The following is a 14,534-nucleotide window of genomic DNA, read 5'->3' as shown; positions in this document are numbered from 1 at the left end:
CATTCGACTTCAATATCGACAAAAAGGGAAACACGCTCCAATTGAATTTATTACAGGACGTGTGAAAACTCCTGAAAGTATTCGTGAAAAAATGCAAGTGAGAAAGATTTTAACAGAAGACTTTTTAGAAGGAGTTCAAGATATTGCAGGATTACGGATTATGTGCCAATTTGTAGATGATATTTTTGAAGTCGTACGATTACTTCGTCAACGAAATGACTTTACGATTATTATTGAACGTGATTATATCCATCAAAAGAAAGCAAGTGGATATCGTTCGTACCATGTTGTATTAGAATATCCTGTTCAAAGAATTGAAGGGGAAGAGAAAATTCTAGTAGAAATTCAAATTCGAACATTAGCGATGAATTTCTGGGCAACAATTGAACATTCTTTAAACTATAAGTATAAAGGAGAATTTCCAGAAATTATCCATGAACGATTAGAAAGAGCAGCAGAAGCGGCCTTTTTATTAGATGAAGAAATGTCGCAAATTCGAGAAGAAATTCAAGAAGCGCAATATATTTTCTCAACAAATAAAGAAAATCAACGGAAGAGAAAATCTTAAGGGTTCATGTTAGGAAATAAAGAGAGGGGGAAGTGAATTGATGAAAGTAGGGTTATATTATAATCAGTCAGAAAAAAGCCAAAAGGTAGCAGAAGAATTTTTAAATGTATGTTGCCATAAGGAATTTGAACGAGATGATGAAAATCCAGATGTTGTCATTACAATTGGGGGAGATGGGACTTTGCTAGGTGCTGTTCACCATTATAAATCACAACTAGATCATATTCGCTTCGCAGCTATTCATACAGGTCATTTAGGATTTTATACAGATTGGCGTGATTTTCAAGCAGGTGAATTAATTGAAAGCTTGAAGCATGATCAAGGAGAAAGTGTGAGTTATCCTCTATTAGATGTGACTTTAGAAAAAGTAGATGGCACAATCGAAAATCATATTGCATTAAATGAAGCAACATTGAGAAAAGTAAACGGAACTCTTGTATGCGAAGTCTTAATTAATGGTGAATTATTCGAGAATTTTAGAGGAGATGGCGTTTGTGTTGCAACTCCAACGGGCTCAACAGGAGTGAATAAGTCATTAGGAGGAGCCATCGTTCATCCAAGAGCAGAAGTGATGCAAATGACAGAAATGGCTTCGATTAATAATCGTGTGTATCGTACATTAAGTTCTCCAATGATTTTTGCACCAGAAGAAGTGTTAACGCTATTACCCCATAGTGAAAATGGAATGGTTCTATCAATGGATCATTTAACGTATGATGCCAATGATATTGTCAAAGTACACTTACATATTAGTACACAACGTGTTTCCTTTGTTCAATATCGTCATACTCATTTTTGGGATAGAGTAGAAAACTCCTTTATTGGAGCAAGAGAAATAGATTAGAAGAAAGATAATGAGGGAAATCATTGAATTTAACATGGACTTATCCGTATTCATCACCTATGATGATGCGTAGTTTTTTACAAGAAAAGGGAATTACAAAAACATTTTTAGCCCATGTCAAACGAAATGGGAAATTACTCGTCAATGGTCGAGAGGAAATTGTTTTAAAGACTTTAGTGCCTGGAGATGTACTAACGATGGTGATTCCTCCAGAAGGCGAGCATGAAACAGTTGTTCCCAGTCATATTCCTTTGGATATTTTATTCGAGGATGACTATTTATTAATTGTGAATAAGCCACAAGGGACAGCTTCGATACCATCACAATTACATCCAGACCAATCAATGGCAAATCGTGTAAAAGCTTATTTACAAACGACAAGAACCCAAGATTGTGTGACTCATGTTGTGACGAGATTAGACCGTGATACAACGGGCGTGATGATGTTTGCCAAACATCGTGTGGTTCATGCATGGATGGATCAGGCGCTTCGAAATAAGACGATTCAAAAAACGTATCATGCAATTGTGACGAAACACGATGTTTTGAAAGAGCATGATTTGATTGATGCACCGATTGGTCGAACGGATGATTCGATTATTAATCGTTGTGTGAGACCGGATGGGAAGCCTTCTTTAACGGAGTATTGGTTAGAAGAAACGTATCAGAATAGTCAATTGGTGAAGATTCGTTTACATACGGGGCGTACGCATCAGATTCGTGTGCATTTTAGTTGGCTTGGTTGTCCGTTATTAGGGGATGATTTATATGGTGGCGAGAAGATTGAGCCACTGGTGAGGCAGGCGCTTCATTGTAGCCAGTTGGATTTTGTTCATCCAATGACGGGGGAGAAGATGTGTGTTAAGGCTCCGTTGCCGAAAGACATGGCAGAGTGGATAGAGAAAGATAGATAAATATTTTAGATATAAATAGGAACTTTCCTATAGTACTAGGACGCCAGAAGGCATCTATGCTGTCTTATCGTACTATGGGAAAGTTTGGTTGTTCGACAAATTCTTTATTTTCTGTATCAAAAAAGACGACCGAAGTCGTCTTGAAATATCCTTATTCTGTTATTCGTCAGCAGACATACATTCGTCTAATTCTATTACGGAAATGCTCAATTGTTTTGCGCCGTCTTCTTTAGAAAGAAGACCATCTTTAACCAAACTGATAATCATCATTTTCTTTCCGTGTTCAATACCGTGTGCTTTTCCTTGTTCGATACCTTCTGCTATACCTTCTATTCTTGCATCTTTCTTTTCTTTTTCTATAGTCGCTAAAAAGCTTGAATAGGCTTGGAGATAGCGTGTTCTTTCATCGTACATTTTTTGTTCCTCCTTTGTCCAGTCTATTCGGCTCACAATTCGATCCGCTTGTTCTAATATTCTTTCAGGTTTTTGTGTATATGGTTGATTTCCAAAAAACTCAATCCATCTTACTTTCTTGTACTCTTGTATCTTATCTTTATTATACTTCTCTAACTCTAAAAATGCCATTAATGCTAAGTCTTGTTTTTCTTCAAATACTTTAAAATAAACTTTTAATTTATCGTTTGTATTTTTTTCTTTAAAGCAATATACGTGAACCATTTTATCGTCTTTAAAATATCTTTTTTGAGTGATGGCAATGGTGTACACGGGTAACAATTCTTCGGCGAGTTTATGGGTTTCTACGCCATCTTTTTTATGTTCATCTGCATTTTTAGTCACTTGATTACATAGATATAACCATAAACGCTTAATAAAGTCAAATTGATAGGCTACTTGAATTTCAATTATCACTTGTGTACCATCATTTAATTCGGCTAATACATCAATACTGGTGACATAAGTTTTTATATCTTCAAATTGATGACTGTGTATTTGAGTTCCATCAAGTATTTTTACATGATGGACAGGTAAGTCTAGAATGTCCCTTATAAACTGTGCTGTTATTTCAAGATTACTGAAAACTTTCTTTGCCATTAAATCCATCATAGGTCTTGCATCTTTAATACGTTCTATCATTTTTATCACTTCCTATAGTTATTTGAAGGATACTACTAATGACTTGTCACTTGTAACCATCTCTTCACCTATAAATATGCAAAAAATGGAGAAAAATATTTTCTTCAGGTAACTTTTTTTAATTTGTTGAACAAGCGTCCGAACATTAATAAACCCGAGAATGCTAGATGGCTTTCTCGGGTTTTTATCTTAGTTATTATAATATTGTTGAATTCCTTGAGTGATTCCATCTACTAATTTTTGTTGATATTCTTTTGTACGGATTTTTTGTGATTCTTTTGAATCGTCCATGTATCCTAATTCTAATAAAACAGCAGGCTTGTTTGTTTCACGTAATACAGCAAAACTCTTCGCTAATAGTCCAGCATCTTTAGCATGAGTCGTTGCTAAAACAGATTGATGAATATAAGAACCAAGTTTATAACTATATTTCAAGCGAGTAGGATTATCATGCCATTTTTTATTAATGACAGAAGGAATATTTCCAGTTGGTAAGTACGTATATGTTTGAATTCCATCTTCACCACTGTCTAGTCCGTGACCTGTTGCATTAAAGTGAATACTAATAAACATATCTGCATTTGTCTCATTTGACATTCTAGAACGTTCAGTAATGAAATCAACATCAATATCTGACGAACGACTCATAATCACTTTGTAACCTAACGATTCTAATTTTGTTTTTAATTGCATAGATACTTGAAGATTTAAGTCTTTTTCCTTTAATCCTAAATATTGGGCACCAGGATCTTTCCCACCGTGACCAGGGTCTAGGAAGATTATTTTTTGATAGTTGCTAGTGGCAAATGGTAATTCATCCGAAGATTTTTCTTCCTTAATTTCTTTAATCCATACACCATTTCCTTTAAAGCTATGAAGAGATCCATTAATGACATGAGAACCTGTTACATATGCACCATTTTCATCAAGATAGAACCATGCTTGATAATTTGAATCATAAATCCATTCTTTTTTCGCCATGTATCCACCAGACTTTAAGTAATAATCACCTTTCCAAGTGTTTTGGGCATAACGTCCAGTAGAAGTAAGATAAAACCATGATTGATACGTTGGATCAAAGACCCATTCATTTTCAGCCATTGCACCTGAAGGTTTTAGATAGTAAGTATCTTTCCATTGATTGGCTAACATCATCCCTTGAGTGTTAAAGACATACCATCTTTGATTGATAGATACCCATTCATTTATAGCTAAAGTTCCAGAAGGCTTTGCATAATACCAATGACTATTTTCAAAAATCCATTCGCTACTTGCCATTTTTCCATCTTTATGAAAGTAGTAGGAATTCCAGAATGTTTGTTTTAAGATCTCGCCTTGTTCATTGTAGTAATACCAAGCGCCATCTACTTGTTTCCATTGATTTTTAATAGTTGAAGTAGAAACTGCTGTCTTACTCGTTAACTCTTGCTTAGCATCGGTTGTTTCTTGAGCAAAAATTGTAGCAGAAGCACATAGGCAAGCGCCTACGAGTAAAGTTGATAAGAAAAGTCTTTTTTTCATAACGCATCTCCTAATCATTTATTTGTTATCAGTGTATCAAAATCACTCAATAAAATCTATGAAAATATAAAGCTTCATATTGTCATTATTGACTAATAAAAGGTATAATCATTTTATGCAAAAAAATAATGATTAATAGAGGTGATTCGATGTCTGAAATGGCTTATGAATTTGATGAAATTTTAGAACAAATTCATCATACGTTAAAAACAGATGATAAGCAGCAATTTAAAGAAATCTTTTTAGAAAACCATACTTATGACCAAGCACAAATTTACTTGTCGTTAAGTGAGGAACAACGTCAATTGGTGTATCAATATCTGTCGCCAGAAGACATGGCACCTGTATTTGAAATTATTGAAGAAGATGTTGAAGATGTGGAAGAATATCTTCGAGAAATGGATGAACGATATGCTGCAAGAATGTTGGCAGAAATGTATGCTGATAATGCAGTAGATATTTTACAACAAGTACAAGAAGATGAAGTAAGAAAATACTTGCGCATGATGCCTCATAAAACTTCGAACGAAATTCGTAATTTATTAAATTATGAAGATGATACAGCTGGAGCGATGATGACAACAGAAATTATCGCTATTCATGAAAGTCAAACAGTTGGCAGTGCTATGACGACTGTTAAAAAAATGGCAGAAGAAGCAGAAACGATTTATTACGTCTATGTAGTAGATGAAGAGAATCGATTAAAAGGAGTCTTAACGCTTAAAGATTTAATCGTTCATAAAGAAGATGTGAAAATTAGCGAAATCATGGTGGATCGTGTTGTTTCTGTAGAAGTACAAGAAGCACAAGATGCCGTAGCAAAAATGATTCGAGACTATGACTTCTTAGCCATTCCAGTTGTTGATGAAGAAGAAAAACTAATTGGAATTATTACAGTCGATGATGCCATTGACGTTATCGATGAAGAAGCAACAAGTGATTACTCAGGTTTAGCAGGGGTAGACGTAGATGAACAATCTGTAAACCCATTTATTGCAGCGTCAAAACGTTTGCCATGGTTAATTAGTTTATTATTCTTAGGATTAACAACGGCAGCCTTATTAAGTCGTTATGAAGGAATAATCGGACAAGCTAGTGTACTCTCTATTTTCATTACATTAATTACAGGTACAGCAGGGAATGCGGGAACACAATCTTTAGCGGTAGCAGTTCGTAAGATTGGATTAAATGAAGATGAACCAGTTTTCGTAAAAACGATATTATCAGAACTTGCAACAGGGATTATTAGTGGGATTGCCACAGGATTGATTATTTTTATTGTAGTAGGTTTATGGCAAGCAAACTGGATTTTAGGTGGAATCATTGGAGTGTCAATGTTCTTTGCGATTACAGTAGCAACCATTGCCGGAAGTTTAATTCCATTATTAATTGACTCTATGGGGTTTGACCCTTCATTTGCGAGTGGTTTATTCATTACTACAGTCAGTGACTTAACGAGTGTATTTGTATATTTCACGATTGCAAGCATGTTTCTTGAGAAATTTTTAGGAATTTAACAAAAAATGGCTCCACCTCAAAAAGGGCGAGCCATTTTTAATTATTCAGAAACTTTGTAATACATTGCTTTTTTCAGTGCGTCTGAAGTTAGGGCAGATTGAGTACCAAATAAACGATCTTTTGATGTATCAGAAGTATCTTTATTTCCTTCAATGAGTCCATAAGTAACAACTTGATTTTTAGGAACAAAAGTCATAATGGCACTCCCAACGGTTGGTTGATTTTCTAATGGAGTAAAAATCCAGTTTAACAGACCTTCTTGATATTGAGTTTGAGTTGGTTGAACTTTATAAGTAGATTCTTTAACAGAAACTGTTCCATTTTCATGGAAAGTTAGTTCTTGACCATAGTCATTTCTCCATGTTCCTTTAATACTTGAAAGATTTCCTGTTTTAATTTCTTCTATATTCATAGAAGTTGGAGTTGAAGCAGTGTTATTTTTAACAATCACTTTCTTAGCTTCTTGAGTAGTTGTTTCTTGTTTTGTTTCAGAAGCTGCTTTAGTTGTAGTTGGTTGTTCTTTAGTCGTCGATTCTTTCGATGTTGAAGTAGTTGTAGAAGAAACAGTTGTTGGAGTAGTCGTTGTTTCGGTAGTTTTTGTAGATGGACTCTTACAAGCTGTTAAAATAAATAAACTAGATAATAATACTAAATACTGCTTTTTCATATAAATCCCTCCCTTTATGTACCTATATTATAGAACAAATTGTATAAAAAAACGATGACCTTTAAAGAGATTTAAAAAAATAAAAATATTTTTGTAGAAAAGTGTTGACAAGAGTAGAGGATTACTGTAAACTACAGAAGTTGAGAAAACAAGCAGAAGCATCCCGCTTCTCGCCTAAGTTGACAGAAGTCCTTGGGCCGATAGTAATGTTTATTTGATGAAGACATTGGCAGCGGGGATAGTTTGTTCTCGTTGCTTTTTTGCTTTTTTCTCTCAAAAATTTTGGAGGTGAACAATCATAGCAAAAGATATGATGGTCAATGATGGAATTCGAGCTCGTGAATTACGTGTTATTGACAATAACGGTGAACAAATTGGTGTTCAAACAAAAAACGATGCATTGCGTTTAGCAGAACAAGCTGGACTAGATTTAGTTTTAGTTTCGCCAAATGCAAAACCACCAGTTGCTCGAATTATGGATTATGGTAAGTATCGCTTTGAGCAACAAAAGAAAGAACGTGAAGCTCGTAAAAATCAAAAAGTCATCAATATCAAAGAAGTGCGTCTAAGCCCTACAATCGATGAAAACGACTTTAATACGAAATTGAAAGCAGCACAAAAGTTTCTTGAAAAAGGCGACAAAGTGAAAGCTACAATCCGATTTAAAGGCCGTGCCATTACTCATAAAGAGATTGGACAAAAGGTTTTAGAACGTTTGGCAGAACAAGTTAGCGAACTTGCAACTGTCGAACAAAAGGCAAAAATGGACGGACGAAGCATGTTCTTGATGTTAGCGCCCAAAAATGACAAGTAAAAAGTAACAGGAGGAAAGTCTCATGCCAAAACAAAAAACACACCGTGGTTCAGCTAAACGTTTCAAACGTACAGGTGGTGGAGGATTAAAACGTTCACAAGCCTTCACAAGCCACCGTTTCCATGGTAAAACTAAGAAACAACGTCGTCACTTGCGTAAACAAACAATGGTTCACGCTACTGACATCAAACGTATTAAACAACAATTAAGTCAAATGCGTTAATTCAGCACGCAAAACTATTACATTTTCTAGACAGTCGCAAGAGACTGAAAGACCAAGGAGGAATTAATTATGCCACGTGTTAAAGGTGGAACAGTTACTCGTCGTCGTCGTAACCGTGTTTTAAAATTAGCTAAAGGTTACTACGGAGCGAAATCAAAATTATTTAAAACAGCTAAACAAGCAGTCATGAAATCATACATGTATGCTTACCGTGACCGTCGTCAAAAGAAACGTGACTTCCGTAAATTATGGATCGCACGTATCAATGCGGCAGCTCGCTTAAACGGATTAAGCTACAGCAAATTAATGCACGGCTTAAAATTAGCTGGTATCGAAATGAACCGCAAAATGTTAGCTGACTTAGCAGTTAACGATGCAGCAGCATTCACTGTTTTAGCTGAACAAGCTAAATCAGCATTAGCTAAATAATTATCTGAGAGATTATTTACATCAAGTAAAGGAATCACTCGATATTCCAATAAGATAAACCACCATTGAGCCCCGTTAAACTCAATGTGAAGAAATACCAAGAAGAATTTGGAGGAAATAATCGTGCGTACAACATTTATGGCAAAAGCTAGCACTACTGAACGTAACTGGGTTGTAATCGACGCTACTGATGTACCATTAGGACGTCTTTCAGCTGTTGCTGCAAGCATTTTACGTGGAAAAAACAAACCAACATTTACACCTAACGTTGACACAGGTGATTTCGTAATCATCATCAACGCTGATAAAGTTGCTTTAACAGGTAAAAAAGCATCTGATAAAGTTTACTATCACCACTCAAACCACCCAGGTGGATTGACTGCTCGTACAGCTGGTGAATTACGTGCAAACAACTCTCGTAAATTAGTTGAATTATCAATCAAAGGCATGTTACCTAAAAACTCTTTAGGACGTCGTCAATTTACTAAATTACATGTTTACGGTGGAGCTGAACATCCACATGCTGCACAACAACCAGTAGCAGTAGACATCCAATCACTAATTTAAGGAGGAAAAAGCATTGGCTCAAGCACAATACCGCGGCACTGGACGCCGTAAAAACTCAACTGCCCGTGTTATCTTAGTACCAGGGACAGGTAAAATTACTATTAACAAAAAATCAATCGAAGAATACATTCCATTTGCTTACTTACACGAAGTAATCAAACAACCTTTAAACATTACTGAAACAATCGGAACTTACGATGTATTAGTAAACGTTAATGGTGGTGGATTCACTGGTCAATCAGGAGCTATCCGTCATGGTATCGCTCGTGCGTTATTAACAGTTGATCCTGATTTCCGTGGCGCTTTAAAAGCTGCTGGTTTATTAACTCGTGATCCTCGTATGAAAGAACGTAAAAAACCAGGTCTTAAAAAAGCTCGTAAAGCTAGCCAGTTCTCAAAACGTTAATATTATATATATTACAAATTCAAAGTACTCTGTTTTTACAGGGTACTTTTTTTATTGAGAACTGGTGTGAACAATTGACGTGGGTGTTGTTGCTTTAGTAACTTACAGCCACGGCTGCGAGGCTCTGAAAGAGCCATAGCCTCAAAACGTTAATATTTTATATATTAACATTTCAACACTCTGTGGATTTCCACAGGGTGTTTTTTCATTTAGGGGGATAGAAATTGACTTTTCCGAATGTAGCAGTGGATGCAAGCAGCTCTATCGGTCTCTTGGCTAAAATTTGAGCCTTGGTCTCAAATTTTCCAGTACTAGAATCCGATGGGACGGTTTCTAGTACTTGTGCTACAGAGAAAAGCATTTCTATTTTGACGGTTGTTTATGAGAGGCGTTTAGGAGAATTGACTTTTCCGAATGTAGCAGTGGACGTCAGTAGTCCTGTCGGTCTCTTGGCTAAAATTTGAGCCTTGGTCTCAAATTTTCCAGTACTAGAATCCGATGGGACGGCTTCTAGTAATCGTGCTACTGAGAAAAGTCATTTCTATTTTGACGGGTGTTTATAAGGGGCATTTTAAAAATTCCCTTTTTTAGAGATGAATATATATGTATTTTTCATTGTAAGATCCAAATAAATAAACCACCCGCAATGTGACGGATGGTTTATTTATTTTTCTAGTAACCAATCAATGATATTTTTCTTCTCAATCCCATTGTAGTTTGCTGTTGGCTGAATTATATCCATTGTTAATAGATATTTAGGAAATTGATCTTTTATAGCTTCCAGTGGTCTAAGTTCTCTTTCCAAGGTTTCTGGAGCAAGCGTTGTTTCACTGACCTGATAATAAGCGTAGTGACCAACATCAGTTACAACAACAAAATCAACCTCATACTTATCTAAATTACCAACATATACTTGTGAATATCTACGTCTCAATTCCAAATATACAATATTTTCCAAGATATGCCCAATGTCTTCTTTGTGGTCTGGTAATAAGAGATGTCGTAAACCTAAATCAACGGGATAATATTTTTCTAAGCGTTGCAATAATGCTCGACCTTTTACATCAAAACGTGGAACGGAATAAAAAAGTAAACTGTCTGTCAAAGTCGTCAAATAATTTTCCAAAGTATTATGGGATATTGAAACATTTTGGCTGACCAGGGTATTGCGAATCTTATTCGTTGATATTAAGCTACCTGTACTACTGAGAAGGGTTCGGACAATGCGCTCAATAATAGTAGGATTTGGATTTCCCAATCTAGTGACAATATCGTTTAACAGTATGGAGTTATATATTCCTCTGAGATAGTCAATTTTTTCAGCGTAAGATGATGTTTGCAATAAGTAAGGGAAAGCACTGAAGAGATAATTGTTAAAAATTTCTGTTGTATTCAGATTCTCTGAGAGAGATTGACCTGATAGGTATTCTTCAAATGACAAAGGAAGGACCTCTATCTCAACATACCGACCAGTCAAGTTTGTAGCTAATTGGCTACTCATAAAGTAGGCGTTAGATCCAGTCAAATAGAGGTCTACATTTGGTAAGATGAATAGACTATCTGCTACCAGTTCAAATTTTTCAACATGTTGAATTTCATCTAAAAAGATATAGTATGTTTTCTCTCCAACTAATTGTTCTTTGATATAAGCGAATAATGTTTGAAAATGTCGTAAGTCATAATAAATCAAATCCTCAAAATTGATGGAAATAATTTGATCTTCATCTACTCCATCTGCTAATAATTCCTCTTTATAGAGTTGAAAGAGCACAGATTTTCCAGCACGTCTAACTCCACTTACCACTTTGATAATTCTCTTGTCACGATGTCTTCTTAAAAAATCTAAATACTGTTGTCTTTTAATATAGTTCATACTTAACACCTCAGAGATAGTATAATATAAATAGACATTATTTTCAAAAATTTAGAAATAACCCTCGTTTTTTACTATTATTTTCAAATTTTTGAAAATAATAAGTTTTGTATTTTTATATTTTCAGAGAAAAAATAACCTTTCGTGTGAATTTATGAAGTGACGGTTAAGAGATTGACTTCTTTAATTAAGAAATACTAGAATTACGGTGTACGATAAGAAAGTGAAGAAAGGGGAACTCGAAAATGAATTTACAACAATATTTAGGAAAAAATATTCGAGTTACATTTATGGATGGTCATGTTTTAGAAGGACGTTGTCATACTTTTACGGGGAAACTAGATACTGAAGAGGAATTATATGATGAAATAACAATAGAAACAAACATCCTTATGTTGGATTTAATGAGAGTGTTATAAAAGATATTGAAGTGATATAGGACTTTAAAGTTATTTTTGTCATATAACATTTTGAAACTAAAAAATTTTTTTCAAAAAAGTCTGATTGTTGGAGTATAATGAAGGAGAACTGTGATGTTAGACTGTAAGTTTAGTTCTACCAATGAGTTCATATTTTCGAAAGTGAGAAAAGGTAATGCTACAAAATTTTAAACAATTAAATTCAGAGCAAAAATTAATTTTATTTTCAAACCTCGTGGTTTCTGCAATCATAACGATGATGTTAGCCTTTTTTATGAATCCAGGAGGTGATTTCTCAATATTAGGTTGGATAAGAAATCACCTGTGGAGTGTTTTGCCTGCATTTATAAATGTATTTGTATGGAATCATTATCAAATTCAATTTACTAATAAGAATTTTTTCTTTAAATTTCTCATTAGTTGGGTTCTAGTGCTTATAACAACTATTATCATGAAATTGATTCTTCTTTTGATTCTAGTAATAATCGTTTATTTCGTGTCCTATGGTCGGGATATTATGTAAGGATTTTTTGTCTCGTTTTACAATCAAAAATGTTACACTATTTTAATTGAATAAAAAGGAGGTTATTTATATGAAGAGATTATTTTCTCTTATTTTTATGTTACTGTCTATGATTATACTTGCTGGATGTTCGGCTACTAAAGAGGAAACAAAGGTACCAGTCAAAAAAGTGGAGCAGCAACAAGCAAAATTCGATGAAAATCTATTTAAAGAAGCTGGTTTATTACCCTTAAAAAATAAAAAACAATTAGTACTTGAGGAGTTAGATTCATTATCACGTGCAAAAGGTGCTCATATTCAACTCAAGAATAGTGATGAACCAACAGAAAAAAGAAATTCTAAGTTGACGTATGATCCAGTGGGATGGCACAACTATAAATTCTATTATGGTGATGGAACAAAAGAGGCATGGTTGATGAGTAGAGGTCATTTAATCGGATATCAGTTTAGTGGACTGAATGATGAAAAAAGAAATTTAGTTCCGATGACTAACTGGCTAAATTCTGGAAACTATACTGGAATAGATGATTCTAATGAGAATAGTATGATTTATTATGAAAATAAATTAGATTCGTGGTTGGCTAATCATCCTAATGACTATCTCGATTATAAAGTAACACCAATTTATCAAGATGATGAATTAATTCCAAGACAAATTGAACTACAATATGTTGGTATAGATGAAAATGGCACTCTTTTAGAAATCAAATTAGGTGGTACTAAGGAGAAGGTAGATCAATATTCTGTAACTCATGTTGTTTTAGATAATGTTTCAGCTAATGCAGAGATTAATTATTTAGATGGAACTGCATCAAATACGGTAGAAAGTCAAAAAGAAAGAGAAGAGAAAGAAAAAGCAGAAAGGGAAAAAGCAGAGAAAGAAGCAGAAGAAAAGGCTAAAAAAGAAGAAGAAAGAGCTCAAAGAGAAGAACAAGAGAAAGCTAAAAAAGAAGAGCAGGAAAGAATTCAAAAAGAAAATCAAGAAAAACAAAAATCAAATGCTGAGTCAACTAATGCATATGGATACTTCAAAGATTCTAATGGTAGATGGCACAGACCGAATGGTAAGTATGCTTCTAAGAAGGAAATTAGAGAAGCCGGCTTAGAATGGTAATATATATGAAAGACAATAAATATAGTTAATTGTAGAGCCCCCAAAAGTCTAACTTTTTGGGGGCTCTTCACAGTGAGTGAAAAATAATTTTAAAGAAATAACAAAGCGGCTCTTCTCTATGGTGAGACAGTGCCGCAGACTGCTGAAAGACATTTTGAAAGTTTTCGGTTGTCAATCATACCACCGAATGTTAGAACTAATATTGGATACCGAAAAATACAAGACCAAATTCTCAAAGTATTTAATAAGTGATTCCCTTGAATAGGAGTACAGAGCAATCACTTTGACTTGAAGAATCATTTGGTTTTAAAAAAGATACCCAACGTTTGTAGTCTATCAAAGGAAGAAATGCTTGTCAATTTGTAAAGACACTTGTGTGGCTATTGTAAATGGTTTACGGAATTGCTTATATACGATAAAATTAAAATGAAATTTAATAGGAAAGGAACCGTTATGAAATTATTTAAACAACAAACAAAATTAGTATATGCCACAACATTCTTTTTAATCATTATTTCAATTATTGAATCATTATTTAATTTTAAGTTATTACCGTACTTAAGAATTGTTGATCGTATTGTTTTTACGATGCTCTTATTTTTCTTTGCAGATAGTTTCTACTCTAGTAATAATAAAAAGAAATTTATGTTACACTTATTTATAATGAGTGTGGTCATGCCCATTGTCATTTTAATAAATCGAACATTTTTTAATTTGCTAATAAGGTTTGGTTCCAATGATATGGGGACTACATTCTTTAGAACGTTTGAATGGCTCATTTATAAAAATATCTTCACAACATTATTTATCATTGGTTTATTAAATTATGGTTGGGATTTTCTAGTCGATGCTTATAAACATAAATCTGTATCTTCATTTTTTAAAGGAATAGGAATGATTTTAACACCCATTCTTATAACGATTCCATTATTTGAAATAGGAATGACATTTGGACGGGCCAGAGCTCTTCCAAGAATGTTAGAAGATATAGCTTCATTCATTTTTATAATAACACCTAGTCTTTTAACAGTCGGAGGTG

Annotated in this window: 15 protein-coding genes, 1 pseudogene and 1 other annotated feature; of the genes and pseudogenes, 12 read left to right on the top strand and 4 right to left on the bottom strand. The window is 34.2% G+C overall.

All coding sequences use genetic code 11. The features are described from left to right. The 3 genes from RWR88_RS07145 to RWR88_RS07135 all read left to right on the top strand — a co-directional run. Positions 1–568 (top strand): GTP pyrophosphokinase family protein (locus RWR88_RS07145; protein ID WP_314451439.1); only part of this gene is annotated, 568 nt, incomplete at its 5' end. A 40-nt stretch (positions 569–608) separates the two neighbouring features. Continuing rightward, positions 609–1,412: an NAD kinase gene (locus RWR88_RS07140; RefSeq protein ID WP_314451437.1), complete on the top strand. Its 804-nt coding sequence runs from the start codon at positions 609–611 to the stop codon at positions 1,410–1,412. Between the two features lie 23 nt (positions 1,413–1,435). Further along, positions 1,436–2,326, top strand: a complete 891-nt coding sequence (locus RWR88_RS07135) for an RluA family pseudouridine synthase (RefSeq protein WP_314451435.1) — start codon at positions 1,436–1,438, stop codon at positions 2,324–2,326. Positions 2,327–2,485: 159 nt separating this feature from the next. On the opposite strand, the gene RWR88_RS07130 is transcribed toward RWR88_RS07135, so the two are convergent. Both RWR88_RS07130 and RWR88_RS07125 read right to left on the bottom strand, forming a co-directional pair. Next, complete coding sequence (locus RWR88_RS07130; protein ID WP_314451433.1) at positions 2,486–3,421, bottom strand: Rpn family recombination-promoting nuclease/putative transposase; 936 nt, start codon at positions 3,419–3,421, stop codon at positions 2,486–2,488. A gap of 189 nt (positions 3,422–3,610) precedes the next feature. Beyond that, on the bottom strand, positions 3,611–4,942 hold the full coding sequence (locus tag RWR88_RS07125; protein ID WP_314451431.1) for an N-acetylmuramoyl-L-alanine amidase: 1,332 nt from the start codon (positions 4,940–4,942) through the stop codon (positions 3,611–3,613). Between the two features lie 149 nt (positions 4,943–5,091). Here RWR88_RS07125 and mgtE point away from each other — a divergent pair, with 149 nt between their 5' ends. Beyond that, positions 5,092–6,459, top strand: a complete 1,368-nt coding sequence (gene mgtE / locus RWR88_RS07120) for a magnesium transporter (RefSeq protein ID WP_314451430.1) — start codon at positions 5,092–5,094, stop codon at positions 6,457–6,459. 41 nt (positions 6,460–6,500) lie between these two features. Here mgtE and RWR88_RS07115 read toward each other — a convergent pair whose 3' ends face one another. Further along, the gene (locus tag RWR88_RS07115; protein ID WP_314350020.1) at positions 6,501–7,127 is read right to left on the bottom strand and encodes a DUF6287 domain-containing protein; all 627 of its coding nucleotides are present in this window, start codon (positions 7,125–7,127) and stop codon (positions 6,501–6,503) included. A gap of 144 nt (positions 7,128–7,271) precedes the next feature. Further along, positions 7,272–7,394: a sequence feature (ribosomal protein L20 leader region), on the top strand. Between the two features lie 43 nt (positions 7,395–7,437). On the opposite strand from RWR88_RS07115, the gene infC reads away from it, so the two are divergent. The 5 genes from infC to rpsI all read left to right on the top strand — a co-directional run bounded on the left by infC (position 7,438) and on the right by rpsI (position 9,566). Then, positions 7,438–7,941: a translation initiation factor IF-3 gene (gene infC / locus RWR88_RS07110; RefSeq protein ID WP_006702953.1), complete on the top strand. Its 504-nt coding sequence runs from the start codon at positions 7,438–7,440 to the stop codon at positions 7,939–7,941. 22 nt (positions 7,942–7,963) lie between these two features. Then, the gene (rpmI, locus tag RWR88_RS07105) at positions 7,964–8,164 is read left to right on the top strand and encodes a 50S ribosomal protein L35 (RefSeq protein WP_005605917.1); all 201 of its coding nucleotides are present in this window, start codon (positions 7,964–7,966) and stop codon (positions 8,162–8,164) included. A 69-nt stretch (positions 8,165–8,233) separates the two neighbouring features. Next, on the top strand, positions 8,234–8,593 hold the full coding sequence (gene rplT / locus RWR88_RS07100; protein ID WP_006702952.1) for a 50S ribosomal protein L20: 360 nt from the start codon (positions 8,234–8,236) through the stop codon (positions 8,591–8,593). Positions 8,594–8,716: 123 nt separating this feature from the next. After that, complete coding sequence (gene rplM, locus RWR88_RS07095; RefSeq protein WP_006702951.1) at positions 8,717–9,160, top strand: 50S ribosomal protein L13; 444 nt, start codon at positions 8,717–8,719, stop codon at positions 9,158–9,160. 13 nt (positions 9,161–9,173) lie between these two features. Then, positions 9,174–9,566, top strand: a complete 393-nt coding sequence (gene rpsI / locus RWR88_RS07090; protein ID WP_006702950.1) for a 30S ribosomal protein S9 — start codon at positions 9,174–9,176, stop codon at positions 9,564–9,566. Between the two features lie 664 nt (positions 9,567–10,230). Here the strand turns inward: rpsI and RWR88_RS07085 are convergent. Next, positions 10,231–11,439 carry an ATP-binding protein gene (locus tag RWR88_RS07085; protein WP_314451428.1) on the bottom strand — a complete coding sequence of 403 codons (1,209 nt, stop codon included), beginning with the start codon at positions 11,437–11,439 and terminating at the stop codon, positions 10,231–10,233. 245 nt (positions 11,440–11,684) lie between these two features. On the opposite strand from RWR88_RS07085, the gene RWR88_RS07080 reads away from it, so the two are divergent. The 3 genes and pseudogenes from RWR88_RS07080 to RWR88_RS07070 form a co-directional block, all read left to right on the top strand. Continuing rightward, positions 11,685–11,858 carry a hypothetical protein gene (locus RWR88_RS07080; protein ID WP_314451427.1) on the top strand — a complete coding sequence of 58 codons (174 nt, stop codon included), beginning with the start codon at positions 11,685–11,687 and terminating at the stop codon, positions 11,856–11,858. 593 nt (positions 11,859–12,451) lie between these two features. Then, positions 12,452–13,495: a DNA/RNA non-specific endonuclease gene (locus tag RWR88_RS07075; RefSeq protein ID WP_314451426.1), complete on the top strand. Its 1,044-nt coding sequence runs from the start codon at positions 12,452–12,454 to the stop codon at positions 13,493–13,495. 453 nt (positions 13,496–13,948) lie between these two features. Beyond that, positions 13,949–14,534, top strand: a pseudogene (locus tag RWR88_RS07070) (hypothetical protein); the annotation flags it as partial.

It is taken from the genome of uncultured Granulicatella sp. (assembly GCF_963528195.1).
Lineage (GTDB): Bacteria > Bacillota > Bacilli > Lactobacillales > Aerococcaceae > Granulicatella.
Note: the sequence above shows the minus strand (reverse complement) of the source record. Positions and strands in the feature narration are given on the sequence as shown.

What these genes read in the sequence shown, in the direction of transcription:
- RWR88_RS07140 (WP_314451437.1), top strand. Translation starts at nt 609, where the DNA reads ATGAAAGTAGGGTTATATTATAATCAGTCAGAAAAAAGCCAAAAGGTA.
- RWR88_RS07130 (WP_314451433.1), bottom strand. Translation starts at nt 3,421, where the DNA reads ATGATAGAACGTATTAAAGATGCAAGACCTATGATGGATTTAATGGCA.
- RWR88_RS07125 (WP_314451431.1), bottom strand. Translation starts at nt 4,942, where the DNA reads ATGAAAAAAAGACTTTTCTTATCAACTTTACTCGTAGGCGCTTGCCTA.
- mgtE (WP_314451430.1), top strand. Translation starts at nt 5,092, where the DNA reads ATGTCTGAAATGGCTTATGAATTTGATGAAATTTTAGAACAAATTCAT.
- RWR88_RS07115 (WP_314350020.1), bottom strand. Translation starts at nt 7,127, where the DNA reads ATGAAAAAGCAGTATTTAGTATTATTATCTAGTTTATTTATTTTAACA.
- infC (WP_006702953.1), top strand. Translation starts at nt 7,438, where the DNA reads ATGATGGTCAATGATGGAATTCGAGCTCGTGAATTACGTGTTATTGAC.
- rpmI (WP_005605917.1), top strand. Translation starts at nt 7,964, where the DNA reads ATGCCAAAACAAAAAACACACCGTGGTTCAGCTAAACGTTTCAAACGT.
- rplT (WP_006702952.1), top strand. Translation starts at nt 8,234, where the DNA reads ATGCCACGTGTTAAAGGTGGAACAGTTACTCGTCGTCGTCGTAACCGT.
- RWR88_RS07085 (WP_314451428.1), bottom strand. Translation starts at nt 11,439, where the DNA reads ATGAACTATATTAAAAGACAACAGTATTTAGATTTTTTAAGAAGACAT.
- RWR88_RS07080 (WP_314451427.1), top strand. Translation starts at nt 11,685, where the DNA reads ATGAATTTACAACAATATTTAGGAAAAAATATTCGAGTTACATTTATG.
- RWR88_RS07075 (WP_314451426.1), top strand. Translation starts at nt 12,452, where the DNA reads ATGAAGAGATTATTTTCTCTTATTTTTATGTTACTGTCTATGATTATA.